Source organism: Aquabacter sp. DMC10, from assembly GCF_056314145.1.
This window is the reverse complement of the sequence record NZ_JBQUYX010000002.1, coordinates 109,636-126,504: the sequence shown is the minus strand read 5'-3', so window position 1 is coordinate 126,504 and position 16,869 is coordinate 109,636. Positions and strand designations below refer to the sequence as shown.

Below are 16,869 nucleotides of genomic sequence, written 5' to 3'. Positions count from 1 at the left end.
CGATCAACCGCCCCGTAGCGCCTTGATCTCGTCCACGCTATTGGTGCCGGCCAATTGCATGACGATGGCAAGCTCGCGCTCGATCACGCCCATCACCGACGAGACGCCGCCCGCCCCGCCCAGAATCAGGCCGTAAATATAGGGGCGGCCGAGGCCCACCACGTCGGCCCCGCGCGCGAGCGCACGGAACACGTCCTGCCCGCGCCGCACGCCGCTGTCGAGAATGATGGGCACGCGCCCCTGCACGGCCTCGGCGATGGCGGGCAAGGCGGAGATGGTGGCCGGACTGCCGTCCAACTGGCGCCCGCCGTGATTGCTCACCTGGATGGCCGACGCGCCCGCGATGATGGCCCGGCGGGCATCCTCGGGATGAAGGATGCCCTTCACGACGACGGGCAGCCCGCTCTCCTTCGCCACGAACTCCACCGCCTCCGGGCCGATGCGCACGGCGAACGCGCCATTGAGCGCCTCGATATTGGCCCCTCCCGGCCGGCCCGCGAAATTGCCGAAGCCGACGGGAAAGCGGAACCGGTCCATCCCGTCCCATTCCCGGTCACCGGTGGCGGTGGTGTCCACCGTCAGCACGATGGCGCGATAGCCCGCCGTCCTGGCGCGCTGGATCAGGGCGCGGCTGAAGCCCTGATCCTTCATCAGGTAAAGCTGGAACCATTTCGGCCCGGGGGTGGCCGCCGCGATCTGCTCCAGCGAGAGGGTGCTGACGGTGCTTGCCGTCATCAGCGTGCCGGACGTGCTCGCACCCCGCGCCGTGCCCGCTTCCGCCGTCACATGGGCCAGGCCCTGCAGGCCGATGGGCGCCAGGAGGATCGGGGAGGCGAGGGGGATGCCGAGGAGGGAGGTCCTGAGGTCCGGCGGTCCCTTGTCGGTGAGCACGCGCGGCAGAATGGGCAGCCGCTCGAAGGCGAGGCGGTTCTCCCGCAGGGTCCATTCGCCGCCCGCGCCATGGGCGAAGAAGTCGAACGCGCCCTTGGGGATGGCGGGGCGCGCCATGGCCTCCAGCCGTTCGAGATCGGGGATGTCCAGGGGGCCAATGTGGGTGCCGGCCTTGTAGGGCCGCAGATAGGTGGCCCGCACCGTCTCGCCCGCGCCGGTTGGTGGCGCCCCGGCTCGGGCGGATCCTGCCCCGCTCAAGGCTGCGGCGGCGGTGACAAGGGAACCAGCCAGGATCGTCCGCCGCGTTGGAAACATTTCCCCCTCCGCTCCGCCGCCCCCTGCGATGATCGTGCGTCTCAGGGCTTCATCTTTTGTCCGGCCCGCCCGGCGCCGCCTGCCAGCGGGCGGCGGCCCTGTCGTCGCTGGCCTTGGCGGCCACCCAGTCCCCGGCGGTGCCGCGCTCTTCCTTCTTCCAGAAGGGGGCGTCGGTCTTCAGCCAGTCCATGAGAAAAGCGGCGGCGTTGAAGGCGGCTTCGCGATGGGCGGAGGCGGTCACCACCAGCACGATCTGTTCGCCGGGCACGATGCGGCCGAAGCGGTGGATGACCCGCGCGCCCTGGAGCGGCCAGCGGCTGCGCGCCTCTTCCACATGACGGGCGATCTCGTCTTCCGCCATGCCGGGATAATGCTCCAGCACCAAAGCGGTGAGCGGGGCGCCGCCCGTGGCATCGGGGGGATCGGCCCGGCACAGGCCGGTGAAGGAGACCACCGCGCCCACCTCGCCGGAGCCCGAAAGCGCGGCGATCTCCGCCGCCACGTCAAAGGGCTCGGCCTGGATGGCGACGGAAAAGGGCAGGGCCGAGGTCACGGCGTCAGCCTCCGGTCATGGGCGGGAAAAAGGCAATCTCCCGCGCCGTGCCGATGGGGGTGTCCGGCTTCACATGCCGCCGGTCGATGGCCGCGCGCACCACGTCAGGTTTCTCGAAGGCATGGGCATGGGCCTCGTCCTGCCTCGCCAGCCAGCGGGCAAGATCGGCCACGGTGCGCACCTCGGGGGGAGGGGATACGTCCTCCTGCGCCAGTCCCACCCGTTCGCGCAGCCAGGCGAAATAGAGGATCTTCACGCGTCATCCTCCACCAGGTGCCGGGCGCCGGCGCGGAAATAATCGTAGCCGGTGTAAAGCGTCAGCACGGCCGAGACCCACAGCAGGCTCAAGCCCACAAAGCTGACGCCGGGCAGAATCGCATCGCCCGCCGGCCCGGCCAGCAGGAAGCCGACCGCCACCAGTTGCAGCGTCGTCTTCCATTTGGCGAGCCGCGAGACCGGCACGGAGACCCGCAGCTCCGCCAGGAATTCCCGCAGGCCCGAGACCAGGATCTCGCGGCACAGGATGACGACGGCCGCCCACAGCGACCAGCCGCGTATGGTGCCGTCGGAGGCCAGCATCAAAAGGCAAGTGGAGACCAGGAGCTTGTCGGCGATGGGGTCCAGCATGCGCCCGATGGCCGATTGCTGCGACCAGGCACGGGCGAGATAGCCGTCGAAGAAATCGGTCACGGCGGCGGCGATGAACAGGCCCAGCGCTACCCAGCGCAGCCATTCCCCGCCATGGAAAATGTCCGACCAGAACAGGCAGGCCGCCACCATGGGCACGGCGGCGCAGCGCGCATAGGTCAGGAGATTGGGCAGCGACAAGGCCAGTCGGCGCTCGTTGCGGGGCTTGGGGGTGCCAGAGGGGCGGGTTGCGGCTTCGGCCATGGCAATCAGTCTTCTGGCGGTCAAAAGGGCTGCGGCAGGATCGCGGCGTGCGGGACCATGCCGAAGAAAACGGGCGGGGTCGAGGCGCGCGTCACGATTGCGGCTGCTCGTGGAAATAGCCGTAGATGGCCAGTGCCGTCGAGGCGTTGATTCCATCCACCTGCTCGAGATCGGCGAGCGAGGCCCGCTCGATGGCCTTCAAGGTGCCGAAATGGCGCAGCAAGGCGCGCTTTCGACTCGGCCCCACGCCGGGGATGGCCTGGAGGCCGGCATCGGTGATGTCTTTCTTGCGCCGCGCCCGGTGCGAGCCGATGGCGAAGCGGTGGGCTTCGTCCCGCAGGCGCTGGATGAAATAAAGCACCGGGTCCCGCGGCTCCATGCGGAAGGGCGGCACGCCCTCCACGAAGAATTGCTCGCGCCCCGCCTCCCGGTCGACGCCCTTGGCGATTCCCACCATGGGCACGTCGGTGATGCCGAGCTCCGCCATCACGGCGCGGGCCGCGCTCATCTGGCCCTGTCCACCATCGATGAGCACCAGGTCGGGCCAGGGGGAGGTGTCTTCGCTGGCGGGGGGCTCCGGTGCCGGCGCGACCCCGGTGGAGTCGGGGCCGGCTTCGGGCACCGGGGCGGGTGCGCGGGGGGCTTCCTTCAGCAGGCGGGAGAATCGGCGGGTCAGCACCTCCCGCATCATGCCGAAATCGTCGCCGGGGGTGATGTCGGACGACTTGATGTTGAACTTGCGGTACTGGCTCTTCAGGAAGCCTTCCGGCCCCGCCACGATCATGCCGCCCACCGCATTGGTGCCCATGATGTGGGAATTGTCATAGACCTCGATGCGTCGGGGCGGGGCGGGCAGGCGGAAGGCGGCGGCGACGCCCTCCAGCAGGCGGGCCTGAGTGGCGGTCTCCGACAGCTTCCGGCCCAGCGCCTCGCGGGCATTCTGCAAGGCGTGGTCGACAAGATCCTTCTTCTCGCCGCGCCGGGGACAGGCCACCTCCACCTTGAAGCCGGACTTTTCCGACAGCGCCTCGGCGATGAGCGCCTGCTCCTCCACCTCGTGGCTGATGAGCACGAGGCGCGGGCAGGGCTTGTCATCATAGAATTGCGACAGGAACGCGCCCAGCACCTCCGCTTCCGTGAGCGAGCGGTCGGCGCGGGGATAATAGGCGCGGTTGCCCCAATTCTGCCCGGTGCGGAAGAAGAAGACCTCGATGCAGGTGGCGCCACCCTCCTGGTGGCAGGCGAACACGTCCGCCTCCTCCACCGAGCGGGGATTGATTCCCTGGCTGCCTTGCACGGCTGAGAGGGCGGCGAGGCGATCGCGCAGCCGCGCCGCACGCTCGAACTCCAGCGCCTCCGCCGCCTCCTCCATCTCGTGGGCGAGCTGTTCCTTCACCGCGCGGGAACGGCCAGCCAGGAAGGCGCGGGCCTCGTCCACCAGCACCTTATAGTCGGGCGGCGCGATCTCGCCCGTGCAGGGGCCGGCGCACCTCTTGATCTGGAACAAGAGGCAGGGGCGGGAGCGATTCTCATAATAACTGTCGGAGCAGGAGCGCAGCAGGAAGGCGCGCTGCAGCGCATTGATGGTGCGATCCACCGCCCACACGCTGGCGAACGGCCCATAATAGGCCCCCGGCCGGTTGCGCGCGCCGCGATGCTTAAGGATCTGCGGCGCCTCATGGTCGGCGCTGATGAAGATGTAGGGAAAGGACTTGTCGTCCCGCAGCAGCACGTTGAAGCGCGGCTTCAGCTGCTTGATGAGGTTGGCCTCCAGCAGCAGCGCTTCCGGCTCCGTGCGGGTGGAGACGAACTCCATGGACACCGTCGCCGCGATCATGCGGGCGATGCGATTCGTATGGCCCACCGGGCGGGTGTAGCTGAGCACGCGCTTCTTGATGCTCTTGGCCTTGCCCACATAGAGCACGCCACCGTCCGCACCGATCATGCGATAGACGCCGGGGCCGCTGGGCGCATGCCGCACTGCGGCGAGAATCGCAGCGCGGCCGGTGGCCAGCGGACCCTCGGCCACCTCTTCCTCCGGCTCTCCCATCTGCGGCAGCAGGGCGTCGTCGTCCAACTCCTCGGCGGCGGCGAGGTCGGGCGGGGTATCGGGCAGGTCCTGGGCGGGGCGCGAGGCGGCGGAGCGAGGGGTCATGGCCGGGAAGTTAGGCATTCGGGCCGGCCGGGGCCAGGGGGCGTGCGCAATCCGCAAAGGGGCGGGCGGGAGAATCGGCAGGGAATCGCTCTGGCACCGCGGGAGCGGAGGCCGGGAGGGGGCCTTCACCCTTCATTGACCATTTCCAGCATTTGCAGCGGGTCGCGCGGGAGCCGCCAGACTTCATTTGCCATTTCCCCTTAGTGGAGAAGGCAGCGCGCAGCCACGGCTGCGGCAGCGAGCGAGGAGTGTTGAGGATGAAGATCCAAGCCAATGCGGCGTCTGCCGTGGCAGGGCTCGCCATGCTGGGCGCCCTCGCGGTGCCTGCAGGGGCCGCCGACATGAATACCGGCTACGGCTATGGCTATGCGGCAGCGCCGCCGCCCATGTCCTGGACCGGATTCTATATCGGCGCCAATGCGGGGTGGGGTTGGGGCAGCTCCGGCACCTATTCTCCCAGCGGATTCATCGGTGGCCTCCAGGCCGGCTATAACTGGCAATTCGCCGGTTCGCCGTTCGTGCTGGGCATTGAGACGGATTTCGATTGGGGCAATATCAGCGCCGGCGCCTTCAGTACCACTTACCTGGGTACGGTAAGAGCCCGTGCCGGCTTCGCCTTTGAACGTATTCTGGCTTACGGAACCCTCGGTTTCGCCTACGGGCAAGGTCAGTATGAAGTTTGGGGGCTGAGCAACAGCCAGACTCAGACGGGCTGGACAATTGGAGCGGGCGCGGAATACGCGCTTGATCGCAATTGGAGCGCCCGTGCCGAGTATCTTTATGTCGATATGGGTAGTTCTACTTACTCTTCCCTGCTTGGTCCTGCCACGCTCGGGTTTGACGGGAATATCGTTAGGGCAGGTATGAACTATCGTTTCTGAACTCTTAAGCTGCCTCGGGGCAGTAAAAGCCTTGTGACCTCGTCTGGGCCATGGAACTTGTCTCGAATTGTGTTCCGATGTAGGCTCAATGTCACAATCTCGCCGGGTTTTCTTCCGGCGGTGTTGCAGACAGGTTACAGACGGGCCGCCTGACCCGATGTATGGTCCTGGTCATCGAGTTTTGTATCGCAACAAAGGGTGTAACCATGTTGAAGCGCGCTCTCGCCGGGGTCTCTGCCCTGGCTCTCCTCGGCGGCGCCGCCTCTGCGGCCGATCTCGCCACCAAGTACCCGGTCAAGGCCGTGGCCCCGGTGGTCCCGGTGTTCTCTTGGACCGGCTTCTACATCGGTGGCAACATCGGCTGGGGCTGGGCTGACAACTCCCTGAACGTGTCTCCCGTTTACGGCGTGACCCCCACCTCCATCTCCGTGGGCAGCGGCAACGGCTTCCTCGGCGGTCTGCAGGCTGGTTACAACTACCAGTTCGCCAACAACGTGGTGCTCGGCCTCGAAGCCGACATCGAGTGGACCTCCATGGGTTCCAACTCGGTGGTGCTCAGCAACGGCAACGGCGTGGCCAATGCCTCGGTGAACTACTTCGGCACGATCCGTGGCCGCCTCGGCTACGCCTTCGACCGCGTGCTGCCCTACATCACCGCTGGTGCGGCTTACGCCAACCACGACTTCGGCAACGTGTGGGGCGTCAGCACCTCGCAGACCAACTGGGGCTGGACCATCGGCGGCGGCGTCGAGTACGCCTTCACCAACAACTGGACTGCCAAGCTCGAGTATCAGTACATCGATCTGCAGAGCAACTCCTACACCATCCCGGCGACCCTCGGCTCCATCAGCGCCGACACGAACCTGAACATCGTGAAGCTGGGCGTGAACTACAAGTTCTGATCTTCCGATCAGGACCCTTTTGGGAAGGCCCTGGGCGAAAGCCCGGGGCCTTTCTGCTTTTTGGCTCCCGCGACTCATGTTGCGGCGCGTCATGAGTCTCTCCCCGGCCCCGACCCGGCACCGCCGGGCCTGTACGTGCTGGGCGCTCTCGCGTCCCGCCAGGACACCTCCGCGGCGCGAAGGCGGATCGTCGGCACCGGGTCGAGCGATGAAGGTGGCGAGGCAGACCGGCTCATCCCTCCATGACAGACCCCGAATGGGCCCGCACTGAGGAGCGCATGGGGAAATCCCGTGGCGGCGGAAAGATGCGGTGTGGCCGACCGGGTGCCTCGGCGCCGAGCGGGGCGAGGCCGCCGGCTCATCCCTTCAAGTCATTGGAAAGTCAGGGTCTTCCCAAGGTCATGCCGAAGCGGGAAGGGCGTTCGGGTTGCCATTGAGACACCTCTGGCGCGCCATCGGATTGCCTTTTCTGCGCCACCACCCGGCCCGTCTTGCCCATCACATTTGCGACGATCAGGAACGCATGCGGGGCCTTAGTCATTGGAACCGCAGGCCGCCTGTGTGGCCGTTGCTGGATCTTCGGACCCGGGACGCCAGTGGTCAAAGCGGCAAGTGGCACGTGGTGGGAGCCCTCGGGCTCCACGGCTCCGGCCGGTCCGCTTGGCCTTCTGAGTCAAGTGAGGTAGACGAACATGAAGTCGGTTCTCGTTTCCGGCGCCCTTCTGGGCGCAATGGTGGCTGCGCCCGCCATGGCAGCGGATCTCGCCAAGCCGCAATCCTATCCGGTCAAGGCCCAAGTGGTGGCGCCAACCCCGGTCTTCTCCTGGACCGGCTTCTATATCGGTGCCAATGCCGGCTATGCCTGGGGCTCCGGCAAGGGCGCGGCCGACTATTATGGCGTATCGCCCGACGGATGGTTCGGCGGCGGCCAGGTGGGCTACAACTACCAGTTCCAGAACAACGTGCTGGTGGGTGTGGAAGCCGACCTCCAGGGCAGCGACATCTCCGGCAGCGCCAATGGCGTGAACAGCAAGCTGGACTATTTCGGCACGGTGCGTGCCCGCCTCGGCTATGCCTATGACCGGTTCCTGCCCTATGTCACCGGTGGTATGGCCTACGGCAAGAACACCATCAATGATTTCGGCTATAGCGATTCCAACACCCATGTGGGTTGGACGGTGGGCGGTGGCCTCGAATACGCCATCACCAACAATTGGACCGCGCGTGCGGAATATCTCTACGTGGATCTCGGCAAGAAGACCTACGACAATATCGGTGACGCCGGCATTGCGGCCAGCACCGCCCGCGTGGGCGTGAACTACAAGTTCTGAGCCTTACACCGCCGGTCGGCGGCCCTCCGGGCCGACGGACAGCGATCTGCTGCGCGCGGGCCTCACACCGGGGCTCGCGCGTTTTCGTTTGCATGCTTATGACCAACGCTGCGGCTGGGCCGTAATATGGCGACGCAATTGTTGAAGGGCGGGAGGTATCCCGTTCACCCTGTTGCCTCGCATCCGCCCCGTGTCCCGTGATAGACGCGTTCCGCACATCAGGAGTGAGGCTCAAATGGCGCACGATTCGGCTTCGCTGGATCGCCCCCCGGTGCGGATCGGGGTCACGGGCATCGGCATCATGGGTTCCAACCACGCCCGCGTTCTCTCCCAGCTGGCTGGGGTGGAGCTTGTGGCGGTGGCTGACCCCGACCAGGCCCAGGCGGAACGAGTGGCGGGCTTCCTCGGCTGCAAGGCGGTGGGCGACCACCGCGCGCTGCTGGATCTTGGCCTCGACGCGGTGATCGTGGCTGCACCCACCCATCTGCATCACCCTGTGGCGCTCGACGTTATCAATGCCGGCGTGTCCGTCCTGGTGGAAAAGCCGGTGGCCTCCACCGTGGCGGAGGGGCGCGAGATCGTGTCGGCCGCCCGCGCCAAGGGCGTGACGCTCATGGTCGGCCATGTGGAGCGCTTCAATCCGGCGGTGCAGACGGTCAAGAACGCCATCCGCGATGAGGAATTGCTCTCCATCGCCATCACGCGGGTGGGGCCGTTCCCGCCGCGCATGTCCAATGTGGGCGTGGTGATCGACCTTGCCGTGCACGACATCGATCTCATCCGCTGGTTCACCGGTTCCGACATTGTCGAGGTGCAGCCGCAGACCTCCAGCGCCATGGCCGAGCGCGAGGACATCGCGCTGCTTCAGTTCCGCACCGCCTCCGGCGTGCTCGCCCACATCAACACCAACTGGCTGACGCCCTTCAAGGCGCGCACGGTGCATGTGGCGACCCGCAAGAAATACGTCATGGGCGACCTGCTCACCCGGCAGGTGACCGAGTGCTTCGACTATCGCCCGGACGGCTCCTATTCCATGCGCCACCTGCCGGTGGCCTATTCGGAGCCGCTGCGCTCGGAGCTTGAGAATTTCGTCGAGGCGGTCCGCACCAAGAAGCCGCCCATGGTGTCGGGGGACGAGGGCGTCGCCAGCCTGGAAATCGCCATTCAATGCCTCGCCGAACGGGCCGAGGCCACCTTGCGCGCCGACCGCCTGCGGGCGGCGGGCTGACCGCCGTTTTCAAGGGACATTTCATGACCTCCCACGTGACCTCGCAAATGGCTCCCATTCCCTTTATCGACGTGGCCGCCCAGCGTGCCCGGCTCGGCGCGCGCATCGACCGCGCGGTGTCCTCGGTGCTGGAAAGCTGCCGCTTCATCAACGGTCCGGAAGTGGCGATGCTGGAGGAACAGCTCGCCGCCTTCGCCGGCGCCAAATATGCCGTCTCCTGCTCCAGCGGCACGGACGCGCTGGCCATGCTGCTCATGGCCTGGGGCGTGAAGGCGGGGGATGCGGTCTTCTGCCCGGCCTTCACCTTCTGCGCCACCGCCGAAGTGGTGCCGTGGGTGGGCGCCACCGCCGTGTTCGTGGACGTGCTGCCTGATACCTTCAATATGGATGCGGCCTCGCTGGAGCGCGCCATCGGGATCGCCAAGGCCAAGGGCCTGACCCCCAAGGTGGTCATCCCCGTCGACCTGTTCGGCCAGGCAGCCGATTATGACGCCATCCTGCCGGTGGCTGAGGCCCATGGCCTCAAGGTCCTGTGCGACACGGCCCAGGGCTTCGGCGCCACCTGGCGCGGCCAGCGCACCGGCAGCATCGGCCATGCCACCGCCACCTCCTTTTTTCCGGCCAAGCCGCTGGGCTGCTACGGCGACGGCGGCGCCATCTTCACCGATGACGCCGACCTCGTAAGCGTGCTCAAGAGCGTGCGCGAGCACGGCCAGGGCACGGACAAGTATGAGAATGTGCGCATCGGCATGACCGCTCGCCTGGACACCATCCAGGCCGCGGTCCTCCTTGAAAAGCTCGACATTTTCGAGGACGAGATCGCCGCCCGCGACCGGGTGGCCGTCCGTTACAATGAGATGCTGGGCGATGTGGCGACCGTGCCCGTGGTGGACCCCCGCGCCACCTCCATCTGGGCACAATACACCATCCGCCTCGCCCCCGGCCGGCGCGATGGCCTCGCCGATGCCCTGAAGAAGGAGGGCATCCCCACCGCCGTCTATTATCGCATCCCCATGCACCGCCAGCCGGCCTACAGCCACTTCCCGAGCGATGCCGCCCCCGTGGCGGAGGCGCTCTGCCCGGAAGTCATCAGCCTGCCCATGCATGCCTATCTCGACGAGGGTACGCAGGATCGCATCGTCGCGGCGGTGCGCCGCGCGCTGGCCGCTTGAGGGGGCAAGCGCCGCCGGTTTGCCGCTGCGACAGGGTACGGCAAGAGGTTGAAGGGGCCAGCCTGGCACAGGCTGGCCCTTTTTCATGAAAGCGTGTGTCCGCCCGTTCCATGCCTGCGGGGGCAGGGCCAGGCCGCTCGCCGGGGCTTGGCGTCAGTTTGCGATACAATCGCAGGGGATCGTGCACTAGCCTGCCGGCTCCCTGGTCGATTCTTTAGGCCCATGTTCAAGAGCATCCTCTCCGTCGGCGGGCTGACCCTGCTTTCCCGCCTCGCCGGCTTCGTGCGGGACGTGGTGATGGCGGCCGTGCTCGGCGCCGGGCCGGTCGCGGATGCCTTCCTGGTGGCCTTCCGCCTACCCAATCATTTCCGTGCCATTTTCGCGGAAGGCGCCTTCAACGCGGCCTTCGTGCCCACATACTCCCGGCTGCGCGAGCAGGGCGGCGTTGCCACCGCGCGGGCCTTCGCGGACGAGATTCTCACCGCCATGGCGCTGGTGCATGCGGTTCTGCTGGCCCTGGCGCTGGGCTTTACCGCCGATTTTGTCGGCCTGCTGGCGCCGGGCCTCAAGGAGGACCCGGACCGATTCCAGCTGGCGATCGCCCTCACGCGGATCACATTTCCCTATCTGGCGCTGATTTCGGTGGCGACGCTCATGTCCGGCGCGCTGAACGCCTCGAACCGCTTCGCCATGGCGGCCGCCTCGCCCATCCTGCTGAATGTCTGCATGATCGGCACATTGCTCTCCGCCGCGGCCTTCCCCACCGCCGGCCATGCCGCGGCCTGGGGCGTGCTGCTATCCGGCATCGGGCAGGTCATGCTGGTGGGCTGGGATGCCGAGCGCAGCGGCATCGGCCTGCGCTTCGGGCGACCGCGCCTGGATCCCGGCACGCGGCAGTTCCTGAAGGCACTGGGGCCGGCCATCATCGGTTCGGCGGGCGTTCAGATCGCGCTGTTCGCAGACACCATCATCGCCACCTTCCTGCCCTCCGGCGCGCTGTCGGCGCTTTATTATGCCGACCGCATCAATCAGTTGCCCATCGGCGTGGTGGGTATTGCCATCGGCACGGTCCTCCTGCCGGAGATGTCGCGGCGCCTGGCGGCGGGAGATGATGCGGGGGCGGCCCACGCCCAGGCGCGCTCCATCGAGTTCGCCATCCTGCTCTCCCTGCCGTTCGTGGTGGCGGCCCTGCTGATCCCCGACCTGACCATGCGGGCCCTGTTCGCGCGCGGGGCCTTCACGCGCGGCGACGCGGCCGAGGCGGCGGCCACGCTCCAGGCGTATGGCGTGGGCCTGATCGCCTTCGTGGTGCTGCGGGCCTTCATCGCCCCCTTCCATGCCCGGGGCGACACCACCACCCCCATGATCGCGTCCCTGACCGCCGTTGCCATCAATGTGGCGCTGAAATTCGCGCTCATGGGCACGCTGGCGCAGGTGGGGCTGGCGCTGGCCACGGCCATCGGCGGCTGGATCAATCTCTGCCTCCTCATCCTCTTTGCCCGCCGGCGCGGCCTGCCGCTGGGCGACTTGCGCCTGCCGGGCAATCTGGCGCGCCTTGGCGCTTGCGGCATGGTGCTGGCCGGCGTGCTGCTGGGCGCCGATCCGCTGGCGCGGTCTATCGCGGCCCATCTGTCGGCGTGGCGGGAGGAAGCTGTATTCCTGATGGTGGTTCTGGCGGGGGGGCTGGCCTATGTGACCATGGTGGTCGCCTTCTTCGGCCGCCGCTTCCTGGCCCCGCTGCTGCGCCGGCGCGGTGGTGCTCCGCCGCCGCCGGCGGCACCATAGTCCCGCAAGGGGGTGCCCGATGGCGGGGATGACGCAGACGTGACCTAGCGTCATGCACCGTTTAACGGCCGCATTGGCGATTCAGTTGCCTTGGAAGATGTCGTTAGGGATTTTGCATCGCACACGGCTGTGCTATGCGAGCGGCTGTGGCAAACGGCTCGTCGGTTGCGGGAAGCGCCGTTCTTCGCCCTGACAATGAAAGGGCGCGCCTTAAGTCGCCCTGTCGGAGCACTCTATGTCCGTCCAGCCGCATCGCTTTGCGATCACAGCGTTTGCCGTCTCTTCCGTTCTCGCGCTTGCCGCCTGCGGCCAGCCGCAGCAACAGCAGCAGGCTGCGCCGCCTCCGCCCACCGTCACGGTGGCCAAGCCCCAGACGCGCTCCATCACCGACTATGACGAATATGTCGGCCGCTTCGCCGCCATCAACCGGGTGTCGGTGAATGCGCGCGTGAACGGCTATCTGGACAAGATCAGCTTCACCGACGGCCAGTTGGTGAAGGAGGGCGACCTCCTCTTCACCATCGACCAGCGGCCCTACAAGATCGCCCTCCAGCAGGCGGAAGCCAATCTGGCCCAGGCCAAGGCGAATCTGGACTATGCCACCACTGACCTCGAGCGCGCCCGGACGCTGATCGAGGACAAGACCTCCAACGCCATCTCCAAGCAGACCTTCGACCAGCGCACCCAGACCCAGCGCACCGCCGCCGCCACCGTGCAGGCGCAGGAGGCGGCTGTGGCCCAGGCCAAGCTGGATCTTCAGTTCACCGAATTGCGCGCCCCCGTTTCCGGCCGCATTGGCGATCGACAGGTTTCCGTGGGCAATTATGTGGTGGGTGGCACGGGCGCTTCGCCGACGCTGCTGGCCATTATTGTCTCCACCGATCCGATCTATTTCGAGTTCACCTTCGACGAGACCTCTTTCCTGCGCTACCAGCGCCTCCTGAACGGCGCGGACACGAGCGGCTCGACCGTCGACCTCAAGCTGATCGACGACAAGGGCTGGCCCTACCACGGCAAGATGGACTTCCTGAACAATGTGGTGGACCGGGCGACCGGCACCATTCGCGGCCGGGCCGTGTTCGAGAACGCCAAGGACCTGTTCCGCCCCGGCATGTTCGGGCGCGTCCGGGTGGCCGCGTCCCAGCCCTATCAGGCGCTCACCGTCCCCGACACCGCCATCGGCAGCGAGCAGACCCAGAAGTTCGTCTATGTGGTCGGCCCCGAGAATGTGGTGCAGGTGCGCCCCGTGGTGCTCGGCCCGCTGGATGGCGCGCAGCGTGTCATCAAGTCCGGCCTGAAGCCCGACGACGTGGTGGTGGTCAACGGCCTGATGCGCGTGCGCCCGGGCGTCAAGGTCACCCCCCAGGAGGAAAAGCCAGCCGCGGCGCCCTCGGCCCAGGCCAAGTGAGGGGGACCGCACCATGCGCTTGTCCCATTTCTTCATCGACCGCCCGATCTTTGCCTGGGTGGTCTCCATCGTCGTGCTGATCCTGGGCGCGGTCACCTATGTGCGGCTGCCGGTCGCGCAATATCCCGAGATCGCCCCGCCCGTCATCAACGTGACCGGCCAATATCCCGGCGCCAGCGCCGAGACCGTGGCCGAGACCGTGGTGGCGCCCATCGAGCAGCAGATCAACGGTGTGGAGGGGATGATCTATATCTCCTCCAATTCCACCGCCGACGGCCGCTTCTCCATCGCGGTGACCTTCGATCTGGGCACCAACCTGGACATCGCCCAGGTGCAGGTGCAGAACCGCGTCGCCATCGCCACGCCGCGCCTGCCTTCCGAGGTGCAGCAGGTGGGCGTCGTCACCGCCAAGTCCTCGCCGGACCTGATGCTGGTGGTGTCGCTCTACTCGCCCGATGGCAGCCGCGATCCGCTCTTCCTGTCCCATGTGGCCAACGTCCAGATCAAGGACGTGCTCTCGCGCATTGACGGCGTGGGCTCCATCACCGTGTTCGGCGGCCGCGACTATGCCATGCAGGTCTGGCTGGACCCGACCCGCCTCCAGGAGCTGAACCTCACGGCCGGCGACGTGGTCACCGCCTTGCGCGCCCAGAACGTGCAGGTGGCCTCCGGCGTGCTCAACCAGCCGCCCGTGCCGGACCAGCGCGCCTTCCAGGTGGCGGTGCGCACGCTGGGCCGCCTGTCGGACCCCGAGCAATTCGGCAATGTGGTCATCAAGCAGACCGACACCGCCCTGGTGCGGCTGAAGGACGTGGCCAAGGTCGAGATCTCCGCCCAGGACTATTCGTCCACCTCCTACCTGGACAAGGACCTGTCCATCTCGCTGGGCGTGTTCCAGCGGCCGGGCTCCAACGCGCTCGCCACCGGCAACGCCATCGTCAAGGAAATGCAGCGCCTCGGCCAGGAACTGCCGAGCGGCGTGAAGTACGCCATCTATTACAACCCCACCGAGTTCATCCAGCAGTCGGTCGAGGCGGTGATCCACACCATCGGCGAGGCCATCGTGCTCGTGGTTCTGGTGGTGATCCTGTTCCTGCAGACCTGGCGGGCGGCGATCATCCCCATCCTCGCCATCCCCATCTCGCTTGTGGGTACCTTCTTCTTCATGTCTCTGTTCGGCTTCTCGCTGAACAACCTGTCGCTGTTCGGACTGGTGCTGGCCATCGGCATCGTGGTCGATGACGCCATCGTGGTGGTGGAGAATGTGGAGCGCAATATCGCGGCGGGTCTCTCGCCGCGGGACGCGGCCTACCGCACCATGGACGAGGTGGGCGGGGCGCTGATCGCCATCTCGCTGGTGCTGGCCTCGGTGTTCATTCCCACCGCCTTCATCACCGGCATTTCCGGCCAGTTTTATCGCCAGTTCGGCCTGACCATTGCGGGCTCGACCCTGATCTCGCTCCTGGTGTCGCTGACCCTGTCGCCGGCCATGTGCGCGGTGCTGCTCAAGCCCCATCGCGAGAACCACAAAGTGGCCTGGTACGCCCGGCCGCTCCATGGCTTTTTCCGCATCTTCAATCGCGGCTTCGAGGGGCTGGGCAATGGTTATGCCTGGCTCACCTCGCGCCTCGTGCGGGTGGTGGCTCTTGTGCTGGTGGTCTATGCGGGCATCCTGGCCTTCGGCGGGCATCTGTTTGTGTCGACGCCCCAGGGCTTCATCCCGCAGCAGGATCGCGGCTATCTGATCGTGGTCGCCCAATTGCCGCCCGGCGCCTCCATGCAGCGCACGGAAGCGGTGATGCAGCGCGCCGCCGATCTGGTTCTGGGCACGCCCGGTGTTGGCCATATCGTCAACATCGCCGGTTTCTCAGGGGCCACCTTCACCAATGCTCCCAATGCGGGCGCCATGTTCGTCATCCTAGAGCCGTTCAGCCAGCGTCAGGATGATCCCGGGCGCTCGGCGGGGGCTGTGCAGCGGCAGTTGTTCGGCAAGCTCGCCTCCATTCAGGAAGCCATGATGATTGTGGTGCAGCCGCCGCCCGTGCAGGGCATCGGCAACGCCGGCGGCTTCCGCATGATGGTGGAGGACCGTACGGGCGCCGGCTACAAGGCGCTCCAGAACGCCACCTATGCCATGATGGGTGCGGCGGCCCAGACGCCGGGCCTGATGCAGGTCTATTCGCTGTTCGAGACCTCGACCCCCCAGATGTATCTCGACATCGACCGGGCCAAGGCGCAGCTGCTGCAGGTGGACATGGCGAATGTGTTCGCCGCGCTCCAGACCTATATCGGCTCCACCTATGTGAATGACTTCAACCTCTTCACCCGCACCTTCCGCGTGCAGGTGCAGGCGGATGCGGCGTTCCGCATGGACCCGAACGACATCCTGAAGATCCGGGTGCGCAACGCCAGTGGCGAGACCGTGCCGCTCGGCTCGTTCACGACCATGCATGACCTGACGGGGCCCTACCGCGTGGCCCGCTACAACCTCTATCCGGCGGCGGAGCTCGATGGCTCGCCGGCGCCGGGCTATTCCCAGGGCCAGGCCATGCAGATCATGCAAGGCCTCGCCGCCCAGGTGCTGCCCCAGGGCTTCGCCTATGAATGGACGGCGCTGGCCTACCAGCAGCAGCGGGCCGGCAACACCGCCATCTTCGCCTTTGCGCTGGGCGTGGTGTTCGTCTTCCTGGTGCTGGCGGCGCAGTATGAGAGCCTGACCTTGCCATTGGCGGTCATTCTCATCGTGCCCATGTGCCTGGTGGCTGCCTTGGGCGGGGTGATCCTGCGCGGGATGGACAACAACATCCTCACCCAGGTGGGCTTCGTGGTGCTCATCGGCTTGGCGGCGAAAAACGCGATCCTGATCGTTGAATTCGCCAAGCAGCTGGAAGACCAGGGGCAGGGGCGCCGGGAAGCGGCGGTGGAAGCGGCGCGCCTGCGCCTGCGGCCCATCGTCATGACCTCGCTGGCCTTCATCCTGGGCGTGGTCCCGCTCGTTTGGGCGGTGGGCGCGGGCGCCGAGCTGCGCCAGGCGCTGGGCACGGCGGTGTTCTCCGGCATGATCGGGGTGACCGTGTTCGGCCTGATCTTCACGCCGGTCTTCTATGTGTTTGCCCGCTGGATCGCGTCCTTCGGGGCCAAGCGGAAGGACAAGGCGGCCGGCAAGGCGGACGACGACCATCGCCCGCAGGGGGATTACATCGCGCCGGCCGAATAGTCGGCCGCACGCCCTCCCTGCAATCTTCAGCGTCCCGCCCCGGCCTCCGGGGCGGGACGTTTGCTTTCCGGCCCCTCACCGACCACCTCCCTTGACCGTCTCCCTTGACCGTCTCCTTGGCGCGGTGCAGTTCTGCGGCC

The 16,869-nt window shown here is 66.8% G+C and carries 13 protein-coding genes; 8 read left to right on the top strand and 5 right to left on the bottom strand.

The features are described from left to right. Positions 1 to 3: 3 nt before the first annotated feature. The 5 genes from ACT54L_RS05385 to uvrC form a co-directional block, all read right to left on the bottom strand. Entirely contained in the window at positions 4 to 1,206 is a 1,203-nt protein-coding gene (locus ACT54L_RS05385) for an alpha-hydroxy-acid oxidizing protein (protein ID WP_476084524.1), read from the bottom strand. 49 nt (positions 1,207 to 1,255) lie between these two features. After that, positions 1,256 to 1,759: a molybdenum cofactor biosynthesis protein MoaE gene (locus tag ACT54L_RS05380; RefSeq protein WP_476084523.1), complete on the bottom strand. Its 504-nt coding sequence runs from the start codon at positions 1,757 to 1,759 to the stop codon at positions 1,256 to 1,258. Positions 1,760 to 1,763: 4 nt separating this feature from the next. Beyond that, positions 1,764 to 2,015 carry a molybdopterin converting factor subunit 1 gene (gene moaD / locus ACT54L_RS05375; RefSeq protein ID WP_476084522.1) on the bottom strand — a complete coding sequence of 84 codons (252 nt, stop codon included), beginning with the start codon at positions 2,013 to 2,015 and terminating at the stop codon, positions 1,764 to 1,766. Then, complete coding sequence (pgsA, locus tag ACT54L_RS05370) at positions 2,012 to 2,650, bottom strand: CDP-diacylglycerol--glycerol-3-phosphate 3-phosphatidyltransferase (protein ID WP_476084521.1); 639 nt, start codon at positions 2,648 to 2,650, stop codon at positions 2,012 to 2,014. The genes moaD and pgsA overlap by 4 nt, the downstream gene beginning before the upstream one ends. 91 nt (positions 2,651 to 2,741) lie before the next feature. Next, a complete protein-coding gene (uvrC, locus tag ACT54L_RS05365) occupies positions 2,742 to 4,805 on the bottom strand; it encodes an excinuclease ABC subunit UvrC (RefSeq protein ID WP_476084520.1) in 2,064 nt (687 codons plus the stop codon). A 257-nt stretch (positions 4,806 to 5,062) separates the two neighbouring features. On the opposite strand from uvrC, the gene ACT54L_RS05360 reads away from it, so the two are divergent. From ACT54L_RS05360 to ACT54L_RS05325, 8 genes are all read left to right on the top strand, one after another. Then, positions 5,063 to 5,686 carry an outer membrane protein gene (locus tag ACT54L_RS05360; RefSeq protein WP_476084519.1) on the top strand — a complete coding sequence of 208 codons (624 nt, stop codon included), beginning with the start codon at positions 5,063 to 5,065 and terminating at the stop codon, positions 5,684 to 5,686. A 206-nt stretch (positions 5,687 to 5,892) separates the two neighbouring features. Next, a complete protein-coding gene (locus ACT54L_RS05355; protein ID WP_476084518.1) occupies positions 5,893 to 6,588 on the top strand; it encodes an outer membrane protein in 696 nt (231 codons plus the stop codon). Between the two features lie 692 nt (positions 6,589 to 7,280). Then, positions 7,281 to 7,919 (top strand): outer membrane protein, encoded by a 639-nt coding sequence (locus ACT54L_RS05350; protein WP_476084517.1) that lies wholly within the window; start codon positions 7,281 to 7,283, stop codon positions 7,917 to 7,919. A 235-nt stretch (positions 7,920 to 8,154) separates the two neighbouring features. Beyond that, on the top strand, positions 8,155 to 9,147 hold the full coding sequence (locus ACT54L_RS05345; protein WP_209099738.1) for a Gfo/Idh/MocA family protein: 993 nt from the start codon (positions 8,155 to 8,157) through the stop codon (positions 9,145 to 9,147). A gap of 23 nt (positions 9,148 to 9,170) precedes the next feature. Continuing rightward, entirely contained in the window at positions 9,171 to 10,319 is a 1,149-nt protein-coding gene (locus ACT54L_RS05340) for a DegT/DnrJ/EryC1/StrS family aminotransferase (protein ID WP_476084516.1), read from the top strand. 222 nt (positions 10,320 to 10,541) lie between these two features. Next, positions 10,542 to 12,104 (top strand): murein biosynthesis integral membrane protein MurJ, encoded by a 1,563-nt coding sequence (murJ, locus tag ACT54L_RS05335; protein ID WP_476084515.1) that lies wholly within the window; start codon positions 10,542 to 10,544, stop codon positions 12,102 to 12,104. Between the two features lie 235 nt (positions 12,105 to 12,339). Then, on the top strand, positions 12,340 to 13,512 hold the full coding sequence (locus tag ACT54L_RS05330) for an efflux RND transporter periplasmic adaptor subunit (protein ID WP_476084514.1): 1,173 nt from the start codon (positions 12,340 to 12,342) through the stop codon (positions 13,510 to 13,512). Positions 13,513 to 13,525: 13 nt separating this feature from the next. Next, positions 13,526 to 16,729: an efflux RND transporter permease subunit gene (locus ACT54L_RS05325; protein WP_476084513.1), complete on the top strand. Its 3,204-nt coding sequence runs from the start codon at positions 13,526 to 13,528 to the stop codon at positions 16,727 to 16,729. Positions 16,730 to 16,869: the final 140 nt, after the last annotated feature.

What these genes read in the sequence shown, in the direction of transcription:
- ACT54L_RS05325 (WP_476084513.1), top strand. Translation starts at nt 13,526, where the DNA reads ATGCGCTTGTCCCATTTCTTCATCGACCGCCCGATCTTTGCCTGGGTG.
- ACT54L_RS05350 (WP_476084517.1), top strand. Translation starts at nt 7,281, where the DNA reads ATGAAGTCGGTTCTCGTTTCCGGCGCCCTTCTGGGCGCAATGGTGGCT.
- ACT54L_RS05355 (WP_476084518.1), top strand. Translation starts at nt 5,893, where the DNA reads ATGTTGAAGCGCGCTCTCGCCGGGGTCTCTGCCCTGGCTCTCCTCGGC.
- uvrC (WP_476084520.1), bottom strand. Translation starts at nt 4,805, where the DNA reads ATGACCCCTCGCTCCGCCGCCTCGCGCCCCGCCCAGGACCTGCCCGAT.
- ACT54L_RS05360 (WP_476084519.1), top strand. Translation starts at nt 5,063, where the DNA reads ATGAAGATCCAAGCCAATGCGGCGTCTGCCGTGGCAGGGCTCGCCATG.
- pgsA (WP_476084521.1), bottom strand. Translation starts at nt 2,650, where the DNA reads ATGGCCGAAGCCGCAACCCGCCCCTCTGGCACCCCCAAGCCCCGCAAC.
- ACT54L_RS05330 (WP_476084514.1), top strand. Translation starts at nt 12,340, where the DNA reads ATGTCCGTCCAGCCGCATCGCTTTGCGATCACAGCGTTTGCCGTCTCT.
- ACT54L_RS05340 (WP_476084516.1), top strand. Translation starts at nt 9,171, where the DNA reads ATGACCTCCCACGTGACCTCGCAAATGGCTCCCATTCCCTTTATCGAC.
- ACT54L_RS05385 (WP_476084524.1), bottom strand. Translation starts at nt 1,206, where the DNA reads ATGTTTCCAACGCGGCGGACGATCCTGGCTGGTTCCCTTGTCACCGCC.
- murJ (WP_476084515.1), top strand. Translation starts at nt 10,542, where the DNA reads ATGTTCAAGAGCATCCTCTCCGTCGGCGGGCTGACCCTGCTTTCCCGC.
- ACT54L_RS05345 (WP_209099738.1), top strand. Translation starts at nt 8,155, where the DNA reads ATGGCGCACGATTCGGCTTCGCTGGATCGCCCCCCGGTGCGGATCGGG.